This window comes from Nocardiopsis metallicus (genome assembly GCF_014201115.1).
GTDB classification, from domain to species: Bacteria; Actinomycetota; Actinomycetes; order Streptosporangiales; family Streptosporangiaceae; genus Nocardiopsis; species Nocardiopsis metallicus.
In genome coordinates this window covers 1,503,340-1,521,664 of record NZ_JACHDO010000001.1, presented here as the reverse complement: position 1 = coordinate 1,521,664, position 18,325 = coordinate 1,503,340, and the positions used below count along the sequence as shown (strand labels likewise).

Below are 18,325 nucleotides of genomic sequence, written 5' to 3'. Positions count from 1 at the left end.
CCGTCCCCGCCCCCAGACACCCGCCCCGGACATCCGACGCCCTCGGCCCCGGGGCGGGCCGTCAGGACAGTGCCGTCCTGGCATCACCCAAGTTTGACTACGCAAAGTAGCAAACCCCCCACACATGGCGATATTCGCCGTGCTCATATCCCTCCAGGAGGGGACGTGACCAAACTCAACGACACCGGTTCGCGGCCGCGGCCGCAGGCCGGTACGGATCGATCCTGGCTCGACCGCTTCTTCTTCATCAGCGAGCGGAACTCCACCTTCGGGCGGGAGATCCGCGGCGGCCTGACCACCTTCATGGCGATGGCCTACATCATCGTCCTGAACCCGATCATCCTCAGCGGCGTGGCCGACGTGAACGGCGACCACCTCTCCGCCGGCCAACTGACCACGATGACCGCCCTGGCCGCCGGGCTGGTCACCATCATGATGGGCGTGGTCGGCCGCGCCCCGATCGCCTGCGCCGCGGCCCTGGGCGTGATGGCGGTGGTCGCCTACCAGGCGGCCCCGGTGATGTCCTGGCCCGAGGTGATGGGCCTGGTCATCTGGCAGGGCATCGCCATCATCCTGATGGTGGTCACCGGCGTGCGCACCGCGGTGATGAACGCGCTTCCGCACAACCTCAAGCTGGCCATCGGCGTCGGTATCGGCATGTTCGTGTCACTGATCGGCCTGGCCAACGCCGGGTTCGTCAGTGCCAGCGAGGGCGGCAGCCTGCTGCAGCTCGGCGCCGAAGGCGGCGGCGGGCACCTCAACGGCTGGCCGATCCTGGTGTTCGTGGCCGGGCTGGTCCTGGCCAGCGTACTGCTGGCCCGCAACGTGCCCGGCGCGATCTTCTACGGGATCATCGGCGCGACCGTGCTCGCGGTGACCCTGCACTTCGTGTTCCGGCTGGACGCCGGGGCCTGGGGCGGCGGCGTCCCCGAACTGCCCTCCAGCCCGGTGGCCACACCCGACTTCGGCCTGCTGTTCCAGGTGGACCTGTTCGGCGCCTGGACGAGCGCGGGACCCACCACGGCCGGGGTCATCCTGTTCACGCTGGTGCTGGCCGGGTTCTTCGACGCGCTGGGCACCATCCTGGCGATCGGCACCAAGGCCAACATCGCCGACGAGAACGGGCAGATGCCCCGGGTCAACCAGATCCTGGTCACCGACGGCGCCGGTGCGGTGACCGGCGGTCTGACCAGCTCCTCGGCGACACTGGTGTTCGTGGAGTCCACCGCGGGGGTGAGCGAGGGGGCGCGAACCGGCCTGGCCAGCGTGGTGACCGGCCTGCTGTTCCTGAGCGCGATCTTCTTCGCCCCGGTCTTCGGCATGGTGCCCGCCGAGGCGGCGTCCGTGGCGATGGTGCTGGTGGGCGCCATGATGATGATGCACGTGGGTCAGATCGCCTGGACGGACGTCTCGGTGGCCATCCCCGCGTTCCTGACCATCGCGATCATGCCGTTCGCCTACGACATCGCCAGCGGAATCGGGATCGGGATCATCGCGCACACCCTCATCAAGTCGGCGCAGGGCCGCTTCCGCGAGGTCGGCTGGCTGATGTGGATCCTGAGCGCGGTGTTCGCCTTCCACTTCGCGATGCACGCCTTCGGATTGTAGAGCAAGGGTCGTCACCGGCACCGGGTTTGCAGTTCCTTCACTCGCAGGTGACAGCCAGGGGAGGCCGATTGCACACATTTGTCCTTCGGCCTCCCCTCCTGTCGGGAAAAAAGGAGGAGAATCTTACCTGTAGGCAAGGCCCGTTCCTGTCCCCCGCGGCGTCATAGTCCATGACGGAGCACGCAACCGGCGACTCCCTCCCGATGGGGCGCAACCATGACCACTCCTCTGACCAGTACCGACCCGGAACAGATCGGCCCGTTCACCCTGGCCGCTCGGATCGACAGCGGAGGGCAGGGGGTCGTCTACCTCGGGCACGGGGAGGACGGGTCCCCCGCCGCGATCAAGGTGCTCGCCGGGCTCTGGGACGACGACCAGCGCCAGCGCGAGCGCTTCGCCCGGGAGCTGTCGGCGGCACGCAAGGTCGCCCCCTTCTGCACCGCGGCGGTCCTGGCCGCGGACATGGACGCCGACGTTCCCTACATCGCCAGCGAGTACGTTCCCGGCCCCACCCTGCGCACCGCGGTCACGGATGAAGGGCCTCGGACCGGAGCCGCGCTGGACCGACTGGCGATCGCCACCGTCACCGCGCTGGCCGCCGTCCACGAGGCCGGGGTCGTCCACCGCGACCTCAAACCCGGCAACGTCATCCTGGGACCGGACGGACCGCGGGTCATCGACTTCGGTATCGCGCGCTTCACCGACGCCACCCACCAGACCACTGCGGTGACCGGCACCCCCGCCTACATGTCACCGGAACAGATCCGCGGCGACGCGGCCGCGGCCTCCGGCGACATGTTCTCCTGGGCCGCCGTGATGGCCTACGCGGCCTCGGGCCGACACGCCTTCCCCGGCGAGACCACCGTGGCCGTGATCGACAAGGTGCTCTCGGACCCACCTGACCTGACCGGCGTGCCCGAGCGGCTGCTGCCCGTACTGGAGCACTGCCTGGCCAAGGACCCGGCGGACCGGCCCACCGCGGTGGAGGTCCTGGACCGCCTGATCGGACGCGTCCCGACGGCCTCGAAGACGGAGCCGACCACCGTGCTGGAACAGGCGTCCGCGACCGTGGTCCAGGGCACCGCCCGCATCCGCGTCCTGCCGGTCGCGGGCTACGTGCCCTCGCAGAGGGGCGGCGCGTGGGGATCGACCGACCCGGCGGCTTCGGAGGTGTCCGTGGACACGCCCGTGGCCGGTGTCCCCGCCCAGGCTCCCCCGCCCCTACCGCCAGCCAACACGGTCCCCGCCCAGAGCCGGGAACCGGGCGTGGGCGCTATCCACTCGGGCGCTTTCGGAGGCACGGGCGAAGAACAGACCGGTGCTCCGTGGCAGACCGGCGACTACCCGCCCACGGACAACCCCGCTTCGTTCGCTCGGAACCCGCTCCCGGGCAGGGGCGGCGTCGCTCCAGACGCGCGAGGCCCGCTCCCGGGTGAGGGCATCGGAGCAGCCGGGTTCAGGGAGAACACCGGCGCTCCGTGGCAGACCGGCGACTACCCGCCCACGGACAGCACCGCACCGGACGTACGGGGCACGCTTCCGGGAGAGGGCACCGCCGGGGCCGGGGAGCAGACCGGCGACTACCCGCCCGTGGGCGGCACCGTCCCGGAGGTACCGCCGCACCCCTCCCCGGGCCCGGGCGGGCGGAGCCGTGCTCGGCGGCGTTCGAAGGCGGGGCTGCTCACCGTGGGTGCCGTGGCGTTCCTGGGGCTGCTCGGCGCGCTGCTGATCTGGGCCACCGGGCAGGGAGCACCGAACCAGGTGGAGCCCGCCCGTTCCGTACCCGCCAGCGAACCCGCGGAGCCGGTCACCGAACCGGAACAAGGGCAGGAGCCCGAGGTCCGGGAGGAGGAGCCGGCCGGAGGCGACGGAGGCGGAACCGAGGACCCCGTGGGAGAGGAGGGCGTCCCGACGGAATGGACTCCCCCCGAAACGGAGTGGACGCCTCCCGAGGTGGACTGCCACACCGATCCGCACGCCCCCGGCTGCGCACCGGTCGAGCCTGACGTGTGCGACTACGACCCGCAGGCCTGCGAGCCCGAGGGTGCCGGTGGCGGCGACGGCGGTCACGGTGGCGAGGGCGGTAACGGCGGCGGTGGCGGCGGTGCTGGTAACGGCGCCGGCACGGACGAGAGCGGTGGCGACGGAGGCGCGGACCCGCATCCAGAGGGCGGCGCGGAGACCGAGTGACCTCTCCTGCACGCCGCGCGGCCGGCGGGCCCCGCGGGTTCAGGCGGAGCTGTCGTTCGTCGCGGACCGCAGGCAGTCGGCCAGGGCCTCGCGCAGGTTGACGTCGCGCGGGTCATCCCAGATCCGCAGACCCATCCGGTTGGGCACGTACCCGTACCCGGTCCCGGTGGCCGGGTCGGCGAACCCGAAGGAGCCACCTGCGCCGGGTGTGCCGTAGGCGCGGCCGTCACTGCCGAACCGCCATCCGGGGAAGGGCTTCCACAGGCCCAGCGAGTAGCGGGTGCGCACCTTGAGGTTGACGTCGCGCTCACCGCCGGAGGGCTCGGTGGGCTGCTCCTCCAGGGCGCGCAGGCTGTCCTGGCCCACCCCGAGCACCGGTGAGCCCTGGGCGAACTCGCCGTAGAGCACGGCCAAGGAGCGGGCGGTGGCGAACCCGTTGCCGTGCGGCAGTTCCACGGACCGGTAGTCCGGCCCGGCCAGCTGGTTGGCGGACTTCAGCGGTGGGTTGGCGAAGGTGCGGGCGGCGGTGGTCCAGGGCAGGGAGCGGGCCAGTACGTGTCCCAGGGGCACGGCGGTGGGGTCGGCGGCCAGGTCGCGCCAGGTGCCCCCGGCCATCGGGGCCAGCCGGTCGGGGTCGATGTCCTCGGGCAGCCCCACGTGAAGGTCCAGGCCCAGCGGCCCGGCCAGTTCCTCGGCGAGGTAGGTACCGACGGTGCGCCCGTCCACCCGCCGGAGCAGTTCGCCCGCGTACAGGCCGATGGTCACGCTGTGATAGCCGTGCCGGGTGCCCGGTGCCCAGGCCGGCGGCTGGGCGGCCAGGGCGTCGGCGAGGCGGTCGTGGTCGGCCAGCAGGGCGGGGCTGAGTTCGGAGTCCAGGTAGGGCAGGCCCGCGCGGTGGGAGAGGAGTTCGCGGACGGTGACGTGTTCCTTGCCGTGCTGGGCGAACTCGGGCCAGTAGTCGGCGACCGGGCGTTCGTAGCAGAACAGCCCGCGGGAGTGGGCGTGCGCCAGGACCATCGAGGTCACGCCCTTGGTGGCGGAGAAGACGATGGCCAGGGTGTCCGACTCCCAGGGGGCGCCGGTGCTCTGGTCGCGTACCCCCGCCCACAGGTCCACCACCAGTCGGCCGCGATGGTGGACGGCCACGGCGGCGCCCAGCTCACCGTGTTCGGTGAAGTTGCGTTGGAAGGCCTCGCGGACGGGCGCGAAGGCCGGTTCTGTCCAGCCGTGAACGCGGGGCTGTAAGGCGACGTGCATGAGATCCTCGGGGTCCTTTGGGAAGGGGGAGGAGGAAGAAGTAGCGTCAGCGGTGCCCAGGGTAACCCAGGGCAGGTAAAACCCGACGGGACGCACGTACGTCCCACAGGGCGGGCCCACCCCCGGGCCCCGCCGGAAAACACAAGGAAGAGGCCCCGTGTCCCCCACATCCGCGCCCGTCGAGGTCGGCGGCTACCGTCTGCTCAAGGAGGTCGGCCGGGGCGGTTTCGGCTCGGTCCACCTCGGTGAGGACGCCCGGGGCAGGCGGGTCGCGGTCAAACTGCTGCACGTCGGACCCGGCACCGACCCGCGGTTCTTCGACCTGTTCGCCCGCGAGGTCGAGGCGGCCCGGCGGGTCAGACCGTTCTGTGTGGCCCAGGTTCTGGACGCCGACCCCAAGGCGGCACAGCCGTGGATCGTCAGCGAGCTCGTCGACGGGCCCACGCTCTCCCAGGACGTGCGGGAGAACGGACCCAGGACGGGGACTGACCTGGACCGGTTGGCAGTGTCCACGGCCACGGCTCTCTCGGCGATCCACGCGGCCGGGGTGGTGCACCGCGACCTGAAGCCGGGCAACATCATGCTGGCCGCCGACGGTCCGCGGGTGATCGACTTCGGGATCGCGCGGCCCTTCGAGGAGGCCACCTCCCTGACCGCCAGCGCGGTGATCGGAACCCTGCAGTACATGGCCCCGGAGCAGTTGGAGGACGGGGCGCGGCTGACCCCGGCCCTGGACGTGTACGCCTGGGGCGCGGTGATGGTCTACGCCGCCACCGGGCGGCCGGTCTTCGGCGCCGGAAGCCAGCGGGCGCTGGTCAAGAGCGTCCTGGTCGACACCCCGGACTGTTCGGCCCTGCCCGACCGGCTGCGCGGGATCGTGGAGCGCTGTCTGAGCAAGGAGCCCGAGGAACGCCCCGGTGCGCGGGAGCTCATCGACCTACTCACCGGTGCGTCCGAAGCTCCGGCCGTAACACAGGCGGTCTCGCCAGCTCCGGTTGCGAAACTGGTACCGGCGCCGGTAACGGCCCGGACGGCGGGTGGTCCGCCGCTGTGGTTCGACGGTTCCGGTTTCTCCGACCCGGACGAGCTTGCCGAGGCGATGCGTGAGCGCTGGGGGGCAGCGGTGGCGTTCCTGGCCCAGCCCCGGCAGTGCCGGGTGCTGGGTTCGTGGCTGATCGACCTGCACGGTCGGGAACAGGCCGGGTCCCTGGTGGCCGCCGACGCCCGGGCCGACCCCGAGCTGGCTCTGGTGCGGCTGCTGGCGCGGCTGCGCCCGGACCTGCCCCCGCTGCTCCGCGGCCGGGACATGACCCTGACCGCGTTGACCGGCCGGATCCGAGCGGCGCAGGGCCTCTTCCTCGAGGAGGGGGTGACCGTCGAGGTGGTCGAAGCGCTGTCCGGGCACCACTGCTCCGAACCCGGTCACGACTGTCATGGGTTCCCCTGCCAGGGGTACCGCGAGTTCGCCTCTGACCTGGGTACCGCGGCCAGGAGCGCCGAGCGCGCGGCCCAGAGGTACAACCCCTGGCTGAGCGGGCTGGACTGGATCGGATCAGGCCCGGTGGATCCGACCTCAGCGGGGCTCATGGGCCAGCTGTTGACCGCGCTGCTCGCCCCCCAGCTGTGGCGCGGGCGCATGCGTCGCTCCAGTCACGTGGTGGGGCGGTGGGCCGAGCTGGCCCCCGCGACGAAGGTGTCGGGAGACCCGGCCGAGGCCGCCGGGGTGGAGGCGGTCCATATCCAGGTGTCCCTGGCCCTGACCGAACTGAGCGAACGAGAGGCTCTGACCCGTCCTCGGCTGGAGGAGCTGCGCCGCTTCGGGCGGGCTGGAACCCGGGAGGCCATGTCCGTGGTGGTCGCCCTGGTGGTGGGACTGACTCTGTCGTCCCTGCTGAACCTGAGCGAAGCGAACACGCCCGACGAACTGTTGTGGGGGTTGGTGCTGGCGCCCCTGGTCCTGCAACAGGTGGTTTCCTGGTCGCTACGCGGCTGGCGCAGACGCAGGCCGCCGGAGTGGGTGGTGGTCGAGGCGGACGGTGTGCAGGCCACGGTGCTGCGGCTCACCGAGCAGTTGGAGCATGCCCAGGCTCAGCTGGACTTGTCGTACCAGAGCGCGTTCGGCAGGTGACACCGGTACCGGGAACGAGTACCGGCCCACGGGAAAACCTTTGACACTGGGCTTTCCGGAACCGTAAGTTGTCAATGACAACTTCCACCTCCACCCAGGAAGCCGCCCATGGACACGCGCGTCAACGGCGCACCCTCCCCCGCACCCGACGCCCCAGGCCTCAGCGCCGCCGACCACCTGCGCGACCGGCTCGGGCTGACCGGCACCAAGGTCGCCTGCGGCTCCGGGGTGTGCGGGGCCTGCACGATCCTGGTGGACGGAGCGCCCACCGCCTCCTGTCTGCTGCCCGCCGACCACCTGGCCGGTCGCTCCGTGACCACCGTCGAGGGGCTGGACGGCGCCCATCCCGCGCAGCGTGCCCTGGCCGCCCATGACGGCCTCCAGTGCGGCTACTGCACGCCCGGCTTCGCCGTGGAGGCCTCGGTGTTCGTGGACGCCTGGCGCGCCGAACACGGGGACACCCGCCCCGGGCGCGGCGAGATCGCCGACGCCCTGGCCGGTCACCTGTGCCGCTGCGGCGCCTACGAGGGGATCTTCTCGGCCGTGGCCGCCGCCTGCGCCGGTGAGTTCGACACCGAACCCGACCAGGCCCCGCCGCGCGCCGACGCCCCCGCCAAGGTGACCGGGAGCGCCCGGTTCAGCGCGGACTTCGCCCCGCCCGGCACCTGGGAGGGCGTGATCGTGCGTTCCACCGTGCCGCACGCCCGCGTACTCAAGGTGAGCGTCGACCCCGGCCCCGGCGGGGCCGCACCGCCGCTGGTGGACCTGCTCGGTGAGGACCGTGTGGTGCGCTACGTCGGGCAACCGATCGCCGCGGTGGCCGCGCCCACCCGGGCGGCGGCCCGGGAGCTGGCCGGGGCGGTGCGGGTGGACCTCGAACCTCTGCCCGCGGTGACCGACCCCGAGGCGGCCCGCGCCCCGGGCGCCCCCGTGCTCTACCCCACCAAGGAGGAGCGCGCCGCCGCGCCCACCTACGGTGAGGCGCCCACTCCCGCGGCGCCCTGGAACGGCAACGTGCGCGGCCCCGGGGTGCTCCTTGGGTTCTAGTGGTGGTCGCAACACCCTGACTTTGGGGAGGTTGCGACCACCGTGTCGTTTTCCAAGCAAGAACTGGCCCGGCTGCGGGAGCGGTTCCTGGAGCTGATGACCGAGTCCGGGAACGTCACCGAGGTAGCCCGAAAGCTCGGTATCAACCCCAACACCGCGTTCACCTGGGCACGCAAAGCCGGACTACGCTCCAGGCGCCAGCAGCGCCGCCACCCAGCACGAGACGAGTACCACCGCCTGCGTCAGAGCGCTGTGCCCCGCCGAGAGGCCGCCCGGCGGGTCGGGATCAACGAGCGCACCGCCAAAGACTGGGACCGCGGGGTACGCAAGTCCGGCAACTCAAGGATCTATGCCGATGGCCGCCGGGTGAACTACTCCACCGGACAGACCACCATAGAGCCCATGACCAGCCCCCAACCAGCGTTGGACGCACTCGAACGGCAGGTGCATCCACGCTTTTTGACCCTGCACGAGCGGGAGAGGATCGCTGACCTTCACCGGGCCGGGTGGAGCCTGCGAGCGATCGGCCGCGACCTGGGGCGACCCGCCTCGACGATCAAGCGTGAACTCGACCACCACCGTGGCCAGGACGGCTCCTACGGCGCCTATACGGCCCAACGCCGGGCCATCGCACAGCGGGCGCGTCCCAAACCCGCCAAGCTCGCCTGCCCCGGCCCCTTGCGCGACTACGTCGCCCAAGGGTTGGAGGAACAATGGTCCCCCGAGCAGATCAGCAACCGGATCGTTGAGGACCATCCTGATGACCAGGACATGCGTGTGAGCCACGAAACGATCTACCAGGCGCTCTACGTCCAGGCCCGGGGCGGGCTCAAACGCGAGGTCGCCGCCGCGCTGCGCACCGGACGCATCCGACGCAAGCCCCGCCGTTCCTCCGAGCACAGGCAGAGCCGGTTCGTTGATCCGATGGTGATGATCAGCGAGCGCCCCGCCGAGGTCGAAGACCGTGCTGTTCCAGGGCATTGGGAGGGCGATTTGATCACGGGGGCGCATAACAAGTCCGCGATCATCACCTTGGTCGAGCGGTCGAGCAGGTATGTGATGCTCGGGCACCTGCCCGGCGAGCACACCGCCGAGGCGGTGGGAGGCGTTCTGAGCGCTCTGGTCCAGACGCTGCCCGAGCATCTGCGCGGGTCCTTGACCTGGGACCAGGGCAGCGAGATGGCCGGTCACAGAAGGTTCTCGGTGGATACGGGGGTGCCGGTGTTCTTCTGCGACCCGGCCTCGCCCTGGCAGCGCGGGTCGAACGAGAACACCAACGGGCTGTTGCGCCAGTACTTTCCCAAGGGCACCGATCTGTCGGTGCACGGCCCGCTGGACCTGGAGCACGTGGCTCAGAAGCTGAACGGTCGGCCACGCAAAACGCTCGGCTGGAAAACTCCAGCCGAGCGTTTGCATACACTCGTGTGATCAACGAGGTGTTGCGATGACCCCTTGAATCCACCCTCAGCTGGCGCGGGCCCACCGCCGTGGCCCGGCTGCGGGCGGCCTCCCGCCGACGGGACCCGCTGCTGGTGGCCGAGGAGTACACCACCGCCACCCAGGTGCACAGCCCGCTGGAGCCGCATGTGAGCGTGGCTCGGTGGGAGCGGGGCGACCTGCACCTGTACGTGTCCACACAGTCGGTCAGCAAGATCGCCGCCAAGGCGGCCAAGCGCTGGGACCTGCCCCGGGAGCGGGTCCACCTGGTGACCGAGTACGTCGGCGGCGGGTTCGGGGCCAAGAACTCGCTGTCCGCGGACGTCGTGGCCGCCGTGGAGCTGTCCCGGCTGACCGGCACCCCGGTGCGGGTGGGCCTGGAGCGGGCCGAGGAGCTGACCGACGCCGGGCACCGGCCCGGGACCCGCACCCGGGTGGCGCTACTGGCCGGTCAGGACGGTTCCCTACGGGCGATGAGCGTGGACTCCCACGGCGACGGCGGGGTTTCGGTGGGTTCCAACGCCGCCGTGCTGGCCGCGCTGATGTACGGCCGCTCGCCGCGCCGGGTGCGCGACTTCGACGTGGTGACCAACCGGCCGCCGGGTGAGCCCATGCGCGGGCCCGGCGGGCCGCCGATGGCCTGGGCCCTGGAGCAGGCGGTGGACACCATGGCCGAGCGGCTCGGCGAGGACCCGCTGACCCTGCGACGCCGCTGGGACGGCAACCCCAAGCGGCAGGCCCTGTACGAGCGGGTCGCCGACCTCGCGCTGTGGCGGGACCGTCCGCGCGGCGGGCGCACCGGCCGGTTCCGGCGCGGGGTGGGGCTGGCCGCAGCGGGCTGGCCCTACCTGCTGGCGCCCGACGCCCGGGTCGAGCTGGTGGTGGAGGGCGGCGCCCTGGTGGTGCGCTCGGCCACCCAGGACATCGGCACCGGTATCCGGACCCTGCTCGGCGAGGTGGTCGCCGACCGCTTCGGGGTGAACGCCACGGACCTGCGGGTGGAGATCGGGCAGAGCTCCTCGGTGCACGGGACCGGTTCCTTCGGCAGCCGCACCACCACCTCCATGGGCCCGGCCGCCGCCGACGCCGCCGACCGGCTGCGCGAGGCCCTGCGCGAGCTCTCCCCCGACGTGCCCGCCGCGGGTCCCGTCCCCGAGCACGTGTTCAAGGAGGCGCTGGCCGCCGCCGAGGGCGTGAGCGTGGTCGGTGAGCGCCGTTCGGACCGCTGGGGTCAGCTGACCCCGAACATGGACGACCTGGCCGTCGGGCGCGGTATGAGCGGCGCCGTCCACGTGATGGAGGTGGAGGTGGACACCCTGCTCGGCCGGGTGCGGCCCACCCGCTGCTGGGCGGGGATCGCCGCCGGGCGCGTCTACAACGAGCGGTTGGCCCGCAACCAGTGCGAGGGCGCGGTGGTGCAGGGCGTGGGCTACGCGCTCTTCGAGGAGCGGCGCGACGACCTCGCCACCGGGGTGGTGCTGTCGGACAACCTGGAGGACTACCGCATCCCGGGGATGGGCGACGTGCCCGAGACCGAGGTGTACTTCCACGAGGAGGGGTTCGAGCACGTCGTGGGCGGCGGGGTCGGCCTGGGAGAGGTGTCGGTGGTGGGTGTGGCGGCGGCCCTGGGCAACGCCGTGTACGACGCCACCGGCCGGCGCCCGCACGACCTTCCGCTCCGCCCGGACCGACTGATCAGCTCCAACCGACCGAAGGGGGGCCAGCGTTGACCGCGGCGCCACAGCCCATGTTGACCGTCGCCCGTCCCACGAGCGCCGCCGAGGCGGCCCGGGAACTGTCCGGGGGCGGTGCGCGCCCCCGCGCCGGGGGTACGGACCTGGCCGCCTGCCTGGAGGTCGGCGCGCTCGCGCCCGGCCCGCTGGTGGATCTGCTGCACGTGCCCGAACTGCGTGGAGTGCGATGGGCCGGGGACGGCGCGGCGCGCATCGGCGCGATGACCACCGTCGCCGAGCTGGCCTCCGACCCCGGCCTGGTCGGGGCCTACCCGGGGCTGTCCGTCGCGGCGCGGGCGCTGGCCACCCCGCAGATCCGGGGTACGGCCACGGTGGGCGGCAACCTGTTGCAGCGCAACCGCTGTTCCTACCTGCGCAATCCCGCCTTCGACTGCTTCCAGACCGGGGGTGACTCGTGCCCCTCCCGCACCGGTGACCACCTGCGCGGTGTGGTCGTGGACCAGGGGCCGTGCGTGGCCCCGCACCCGTCGTCGCTGGCGGTCGCGCTGCTGGCCTACGACGCGACCGTGCGGGTCCGGCACGGCTCCGGGCGGGATTCGGATACGGAGACCGAAAGAGGGGTGGCGGAGCTGTACGAGGGTGCTGACCCCACCCGTGACCACGTGCTCGGCACCCGGGATCTGCTGGTCTCGGTCGGCCTGCCCGCCCCCGTGGCCGGGGAACGGGCGGCCCACCTGCGCGCGGCGGGGCGTTCGCGCGCGGAGTGGCCGCTGGTGGAGGCGGTGGCCCGGCTGGAGTGTGCCGACGGCGGCACCGGCCCGGTCGCCCGGGCCTGGGTGGCGGTGGGCGGGGTGGCCCGTACCCCGCTGCGGCTCACCGGGGTGGAGCGGGCCCTGGTGGGTTCGGTTCCGGGCCGGGATCCGGGTACGGCGGTGGCGAAGGCGTTGGACGCTCTCGCCGAAATCTGCTCCCCGTTGCCCGCCACCGGGTACAAGGTCCCCTTGCTCCGGGCGACCGTACGGGGTGTAATCGAACGGTCCCTGGACGCTCCGAACCGGTGACACGGGCTCGGAGCGCGTGATCCGGGGTAGGGCCGGGTGGGCCGCCGTGGCGTGGCGGCCCACCCGCCCCGGCGTGCTGTGTCCTCTACCGGCCATGCTCTCGTCCGGTCATGGCCGCAGGAGTACGATCGGATTGTCGGTAGGGGTGTCATCCCAGTTCAACGGGGTTTTTGACACTGGGGTCCCCAGCTTCGGCGCGCGGGAGACGACGATGGGCACGACACGGTGGACGGGTGCGGGCTTGTTGGTGCTGGCCCTGGTGCTGTTGGTGGGAACGACGTTCGCCGACCCAGGAACGGAGGCCGGGACGGCCGACGCCTTCTCCTCGGAAGTGGTGGCCGTCCACGACAGGGTGCCGTTGATCGTGGTGGCCCAGGCGGTCCAGGTGTCGACGGTCGTGGTCGCCGCGCTCACCGGGGCGGGGTTGTTCACGCTGGTCCGGCGGTCCTCACCGGGGCTGGGTCTGGTCGGTCTGCTGATGCTGGTGCTGAGCGGCCTGGTCGCGGCTCTGCAGGGCATGGTGGGCATGGGGATGGTCACGGCCGCCGCGGAGTACGCCGAAGGCGGCCTGGTGTCTGCCGGCAGCGAGTACCTGCTGGGGACGGTCGTGGTTCTGAGCACCCTGCACTGGGCGACCTGGCTCCTCGGGTGGACGCTGCTGGGAGCGGCGGTGGCTGCCTTCGGGTATGCCCTGTCCGGGGGAAGCGACCTCACTCCCCGGTGGCTGGGCAGGGTCGCCCTGGCCGCCGGCGGGTTGTTGGTGCTCACGCCCCTGATGGCGCTCCTGTGGCCGTTCTTCTTCGTCTGGGCACTCGGGTTCCTGACCTTGCTGGTCTGGCTCCTCGCCGCGGGGATCGTGGTGCTGGCCCGGGCGCCTCGGGTGGAGGCCGCCTCGTCGACCGCCGGGCACCCGGGCGGAACCTGAGTACCGAACCTCCGCCCGGTCCCTCACTCCGAGGCGGTCACCGAGACCGGGACTCCGTTCAGGACGGCGTTGCCGGAAAGCGGGTCCACCAGGGAGGGGTCCGTGACGGCGTTGACGTTCACGCCCGGGTTCCGGGCGGCGACCGACAACCGGGTGCCCCGTACCCCGTGTCCCCAACCGTGCGGCAGGCTCACCACTCCCGGTGCGACGGTGTCGGTGTGTTCCACGACGGCTTCGACGGCGCCCGCGCCGCTGCGCACCGTGGCCGTCACACCGTCCGGCAGACCCAGGCGGGCCGCGTCCTGGGGGTGCACGTGCAGGGTGCAGGTGTTGCTGCCTCCGTTCAGCCGGGGCACGTTGTGTCCCCAGCTGTTGTTGGAGCGCAGGTGCCGCCGTCCCACCAGCACCAGGGACTCGCGGCGTTCGGCGAGTCCGGCCCGCAGCCGGGCGACGTCCCCGGCGATCGGCGGCGGGCAGATCTCGACGCGGCCGGAGGCGGTGGCCAGGACAGCGGGCACGCGCGGGCGCAGCGCTCCGAGATCGATGCCGTGCGGCGCGTCCAGCAGGGAACGCAGGGACAGGCCCCCGGGGCGGGCCCCGAAGCCGTCGCCGTAGGCGCCCAGGCGCAGGAACAGGTCGACGCGGCGTTCGGCCCAGCCGCCGGGGTGCAGGCGGTCCGCCAGTTCGGCGGGGTCTCGCCCGTGCACGGGGGAGTTCGGGTCGGCCACGGCTCGGGACAGCAGTCGTGCGATCTCGGCCTCGTCGACGGCGTCGGGGTCGGCGTGGGGCCCCTGCCCGGCGGCGATCTGCACGAGGCGGCGCAGAATCTCGCCCTCGTCGGCCTCTCCTTCGCCCAGCGGCAGGGCCGGAGGCGAGTATCGGACGTTGTTGCGTACCGCCAGCTCGTTGAAGGCCAGATCGAAGTGGCTGGAGCGGCTGGGCGGTGCGGGCGGCAGGATGACGTGCGCGTGGCGTGTGGTCTCGTTGAGGTAGGGGTCCACGCTCACCATGAACTCCAGGTCCGGCAGCACCTCGGCGAGGCGCTCTCCGCCCGGGGTGGACAGCACCGGGTTTCCGGCGACGGTGACCAGGGCCCTGACCTGCCCGGGGCCGGGGGTGGCGATCTCGTCCACCAGGGTCACGGCGGGGAACTCGCCCTTGGCCTCGGGCAGGTTCCGCACCCGGCTGTGCCAGCGCCCGATCTGGAAGGGGCGGCTGCGGTTGGAGACGGGACCGCGGTGCGCGGGTTGGGGGAACATCGCCCCGCCGGGCCGGTCCAGGTTCCCGGTGAGCAGGTTGAGCACGTCCACCAGCCAACTGGTCAGTGTGCCGAACTGGACGGCGGTCGTTCCCAGGCGCCCGTAGACCGCGGCGGCCGGTGCCGCTGCCAGGTCCCGGGCCAGGGCGCGGATGTGCTCGGCCTCGATCCCGCACACCGGGGCGACGATCTCAGGAGCGAAGTCCCCGGCCAGTGCGCGGAGTTCGTCGAGGCCGCGGGTGTGCTCCGCGAGCCTTCCGAGGTCGGCGAGGTTCTCGGACAGCAGGGTGTGCACCATGGCGAAGAGCAGGAAGGCGTCCCCGCCAGGGCGCACGGGGACGTGCTCGTCGGCGAGGTCGGCGGTCCGGGTGCGCCGGGGGTCGACCACGACCAGACGGCCTCCCCTGGCACGCAGTGCCTTGAGTCTGCCGGGGAAGTCCGGGGCGGTGCACAGGCTGCCGTTGGACTCCAGTGGATTGGCGCCGAGCATCAGCAGGTGGTCGGTGCGGTCCAGGTCGGGAACGGGGATGGCGAACGGATCGCCGAACATCAGCCCGCAGGAGACGTGCTTGGGCATCTGGTCGACCGTGCTGGCGCTGTAGACGTTGGTACTGCCGATGGTGCGCGCCAGCAGACCCGAGTAGAGCTGTCCTGCCAGTGTGTGCACGTTCGGGTTGCCCAGGTAACTGGCCACGGCCTGGCGGCCGTGCCGTTCGACCGCTCCGGTGAGCCCGGCGTCGACGGCGGCGAATGCCTCGGGCCAGTCCACCTCGCGCCAGTGCTCTCCGTCGCGGATCATGGGCCGCCGCAGCCGGTCGGGGTCGTTGTCCAGAGCGGGGAGGGTGGCGCCCTTGGGGCAGACGAACCCCGCGCTGAACACGTCCTGGCGATCGCCGCGCGCACCGGTGAGCCGTCCCGCGTCGATGGTCAGGGTGAGGCCGCAGGTGGCCTCGCACAGCGGGCAGATCCGCAGGGCCGTTTGCATGAGGGAGACCTTTCACATACCGAACAGTCGGTTTGTGATGGATCCTACCCTTCGCACCTTCCTTCCAGCAGGCCGGGTCCCTTGTCGGACGGGTCGGCGGAGAAGAGGGGGACCAGCGGCACCGGCTCCCGCCGGTGCCGCTGGTCCTGCCGTTGCGGGGCGGCGCTCAGCCGCGCAGGTAGGCCTGGTGGGCGAGCTCGCGGCACACGACCGCGAAGTCCAGCCCCGCGGCCGCGGCGGCCATCGGGAACGTGGAGGTCTCGGTCAGGCCGGGGGCGACGTTGGTCTCCAGGAAAATGGCCTCGCCGTCGGCGTCGACGATGATGTCGGTCCGGGAGAAGTCGCGCAGTCCCAGGGTGCGGTGGGCGGTCAGGGCCACCTCGGTGGCGGCCGCGGCCACGGACTCGTCCAGGCGGGCCGGGCAGAAGAACTCGGTGCGACCGGCGGTGTAGCGGGCCGCGTAGTCGTAGACCCCGCCGTCCGGGACGATCTCCACCGGCGGCAGGGCCACGGGGCCGTCGCCGGTGTCCAGGACGCCGATGGCCAGTTCGGTGCCCTGCACCTGCTCCTCCACGAGCGCGGAGTCGCTGTAGGCGAAGCAGGAGACCAGGGCGGCGGAAAGGTCGCTGACCGAGGCCACCGGGGTCGCGCCGAAGGCCGATCCGCCGCGGTCGGGCTTGACGAACAGCGGCAGGCCGAGCCGGTCCGCGAGGCGGTCCAGCAGCGCCGGGGCGCCCAGGTCGTGGAAGGCCGACTTGGGCAGGGTGGCGCCGCGCGGCACGCGTACGCCCTTCTCGGCCAGCAGCGCCTTGGCGGCGGGCTTGGTGTAGGCGAGGCGGCAGGAGTCGGGACGGGCACCCACGTAGGGCACCCCGACCAGTTCCAGGACCTCGCGGATCGCGCCGTCCTCACCGGCGGACCCGTGCAGGACGGGGAAGACCACCTGGGGCGGGTCGGCGGCGAGGCGGTTCAACAGACCGGAGTCGACATCCGTGACCTGCACCTCGACGCCGAGTCGGCGCAAGGCCTCGGCGACGCTGCGGCCGGAGTGGACGCTCACCTCGTGTTCGGGGGACAGGCCTCCGGCGAGAACGAGAACCCGGTCAAGGTCAGCCACGGCGCGAACCTCCTTCTGTACTGCTGTCATGGTGCGTTTGCCCTTACGAGGGAATGTCAGGGCAGGTCAGGGGTGGGTGCCTGGCTGCCTTCGGTGGGCGGGGCGATGGTGCTACCGAACGTGTCGCGCAGATCGATCTCCCCCTCGATCGCGGCCACGAGGCGGCGTACGCCCTCGCGGATCTGTTCGGGGGTGGGGTAGCAGAAGCTCAGGCGCATGCTGTCCCGGCCGCGACCGTCGGCGTAGAAGCCGGTACCTGGCACGTAGGCCACGCGCTCGTTGACGGCGCGCGGCAGCATGGCCTTGGCGTCGATGCCCTCGGGCAGGGTGGCCCAGACGAAGAACCCGCCCTCGGGTTTGGTCCAGGTGCACCCGTCGGGCATCATCGCCGCCAGGGATCCGAGCATCGCGTCGCGGCGCTCGCTGTACATGGAGTTGAACGCCTTGATCTGTTCCTTCCAGGGGAAGGTGTTCAGATAGCGGCGGACCACGAGCTGGTTGAACGTGGAGTGGCTGAGCATCGCCGACTCCGCGGCCAGGACCAGCTTGGCGCGCACGGCCGAGGGGGCCAGGGCCCAGCCGATGCGCAGGCCCGGGGAGAGGGTCTTGGAGAGCGAGCCGAGGTAGATGACGTTGCCGTTGCCCTGGGAGTACAGGGTGGGCTCGGCCTCGCCGTCGTAGCGGAGCAGCCCGTAGGGGTTGTCCTCGATCACGAGCACGTCGTGGCGCTCGCAGGCCTCCATGACCTGGGCGCGGCGCTCGGCGGTCATGGTGATGCCCGCGGGGTTCTGGAAGTTGGGGATCGTGTAGAAGAACTTGGCCGGCTTCCCGTCCAGTTCGGCGCGGACCAGCGCCTCCTCCAGCTCCTCGGGGATGACGCCCTGCTCGTCCAGGCCGACGTGGCGGATGTCGGCCTGGAAGGCGGCGAAGGTGTTGATCGCGGTGACGTAGGTGGGCGCCTCGGTGAGGACGACGTCGCCGGGGTCGACGAAGACCCGGGTGAGCAGGTCCAGGGCCTGCTGGGAGCCGACGGTGACGATGACGTCCTCGGGGCTGGCGTGGACGCCCTCGAGCGTCATGTAGTCGCAGATCTGTTCGCGCAGGACGGGGTCGCCCTGGGCCGACCCGTACTGGAGGGCGGTGGCGCCCTCCTCGGAGACGACGTCCTTGACCAGGTCGCCGAGCTGTTCCAGGGGCAGGGCGGCGACGTTGGGCATACCGCCCGCCAGGGAGACGATCTCCGGCCGGGACGCGACCGCGAAGAGTGCCCTGACCTCCGATGCGACCATGCCCTTTGCTCGGAGTGCGTAACGGCCGACGTGCGGGTCGATACGCGAACCCTGTTGACTGGGCTGCTGCTCTCGGTGGTCAGCGGACACGATCCACCTCCGAAGGAAGGACGGTCTGTGGGGCCGTCGGCGCGGGATGATCCAGGATCATCGTTGATGCCTGGTTCGACGCTTCGAGCGGTCCCCTGGTTCACCGGACTCTCCTGGTTCGGCTGGGCCGTGTGAGGAGTCCGGTGCTGCGTTCGGTCTGTGTGAACCATGCCAGAGCACGGTTCGGGAAATGCCCCGAGTGTAGCCCAGTGGCTGTGTTCGCGCGCTTCAGCAGGGCT

The 18,325-nt window shown here is 71.8% G+C and carries 10 protein-coding genes and 2 pseudogenes; 8 read left to right on the top strand and 4 right to left on the bottom strand.

Annotation, left to right across the window (positions count from 1 at the left end):
* Positions 1 to 165: 165 nt before the first annotated feature.
* Together HNR07_RS06330 and HNR07_RS06325 are read left to right on the top strand one after the other, a co-directional pair.
* Positions 166 to 1,608, top strand: coding sequence for an NCS2 family permease (locus tag HNR07_RS06330; protein WP_184363123.1), 1,443 nt, complete (start codon positions 166 to 168; stop codon positions 1,606 to 1,608).
* Positions 1,609 to 1,824: 216 nt separating this feature from the next.
* Positions 1,825 to 3,798 (top strand): serine/threonine-protein kinase, encoded by a 1,974-nt coding sequence (locus tag HNR07_RS06325; RefSeq protein ID WP_184363119.1) that lies wholly within the window; start codon positions 1,825 to 1,827, stop codon positions 3,796 to 3,798.
* Positions 3,799 to 3,837: 39 nt separating this feature from the next.
* On the opposite strand, the gene HNR07_RS06320 is transcribed toward HNR07_RS06325, so the two are convergent.
* Positions 3,838 to 5,055, bottom strand: a complete 1,218-nt coding sequence (locus tag HNR07_RS06320; protein WP_184363115.1) for a serine hydrolase domain-containing protein — start codon at positions 5,053 to 5,055, stop codon at positions 3,838 to 3,840.
* A 157-nt stretch (positions 5,056 to 5,212) separates the two neighbouring features.
* Here HNR07_RS06320 and HNR07_RS06315 point away from each other — a divergent pair, with 157 nt between their 5' ends.
* From HNR07_RS06315 to HNR07_RS06290, 6 genes and pseudogenes are all read left to right on the top strand, one after another.
* The gene (locus tag HNR07_RS06315) at positions 5,213 to 7,183 is read left to right on the top strand and encodes a serine/threonine-protein kinase (protein WP_184363112.1); all 1,971 of its coding nucleotides are present in this window, start codon (positions 5,213 to 5,215) and stop codon (positions 7,181 to 7,183) included.
* A gap of 108 nt (positions 7,184 to 7,291) precedes the next feature.
* Positions 7,292 to 8,218, top strand: a pseudogene (locus HNR07_RS06310) (2Fe-2S iron-sulfur cluster-binding protein); the annotation flags it as partial.
* Between the two features lie 54 nt (positions 8,219 to 8,272).
* Entirely contained in the window at positions 8,273 to 9,658 is a 1,386-nt protein-coding gene (locus HNR07_RS06305; protein ID WP_449406846.1) for an IS30 family transposase, read from the top strand.
* Between the two features lie 35 nt (positions 9,659 to 9,693).
* Positions 9,694 to 11,397, top strand: a pseudogene (locus HNR07_RS06300) (xanthine dehydrogenase family protein molybdopterin-binding subunit); the annotation flags it as partial.
* A 17-nt stretch (positions 11,398 to 11,414) separates the two neighbouring features.
* On the top strand, positions 11,415 to 12,422 hold the full coding sequence (locus tag HNR07_RS06295) for an FAD binding domain-containing protein (RefSeq protein ID WP_184371595.1): 1,008 nt from the start codon (positions 11,415 to 11,417) through the stop codon (positions 12,420 to 12,422).
* Between the two features lie 211 nt (positions 12,423 to 12,633).
* Positions 12,634 to 13,347, top strand: a complete 714-nt coding sequence (locus HNR07_RS06290) for a DUF4386 family protein (protein ID WP_184363109.1) — start codon at positions 12,634 to 12,636, stop codon at positions 13,345 to 13,347.
* Between the two features lie 23 nt (positions 13,348 to 13,370).
* On the opposite strand, the gene HNR07_RS06285 is transcribed toward HNR07_RS06290, so the two are convergent.
* From HNR07_RS06285 to HNR07_RS06275, 3 genes are all read right to left on the bottom strand, one after another.
* Complete coding sequence (locus HNR07_RS06285) at positions 13,371 to 15,590, bottom strand: molybdopterin-dependent oxidoreductase (RefSeq protein ID WP_184363106.1); 2,220 nt, start codon at positions 15,588 to 15,590, stop codon at positions 13,371 to 13,373.
* 166 nt (positions 15,591 to 15,756) lie between these two features.
* Entirely contained in the window at positions 15,757 to 16,707 is a 951-nt protein-coding gene (locus HNR07_RS06280) for a D-alanine--D-alanine ligase family protein (RefSeq protein ID WP_184363103.1), read from the bottom strand.
* A gap of 56 nt (positions 16,708 to 16,763) precedes the next feature.
* Positions 16,764 to 17,996: an aminotransferase-like domain-containing protein gene (locus HNR07_RS06275; RefSeq protein ID WP_184371592.1), complete on the bottom strand. Its 1,233-nt coding sequence runs from the start codon at positions 17,994 to 17,996 to the stop codon at positions 16,764 to 16,766.
* Positions 17,997 to 18,325 lie beyond the last annotated feature (329 nt).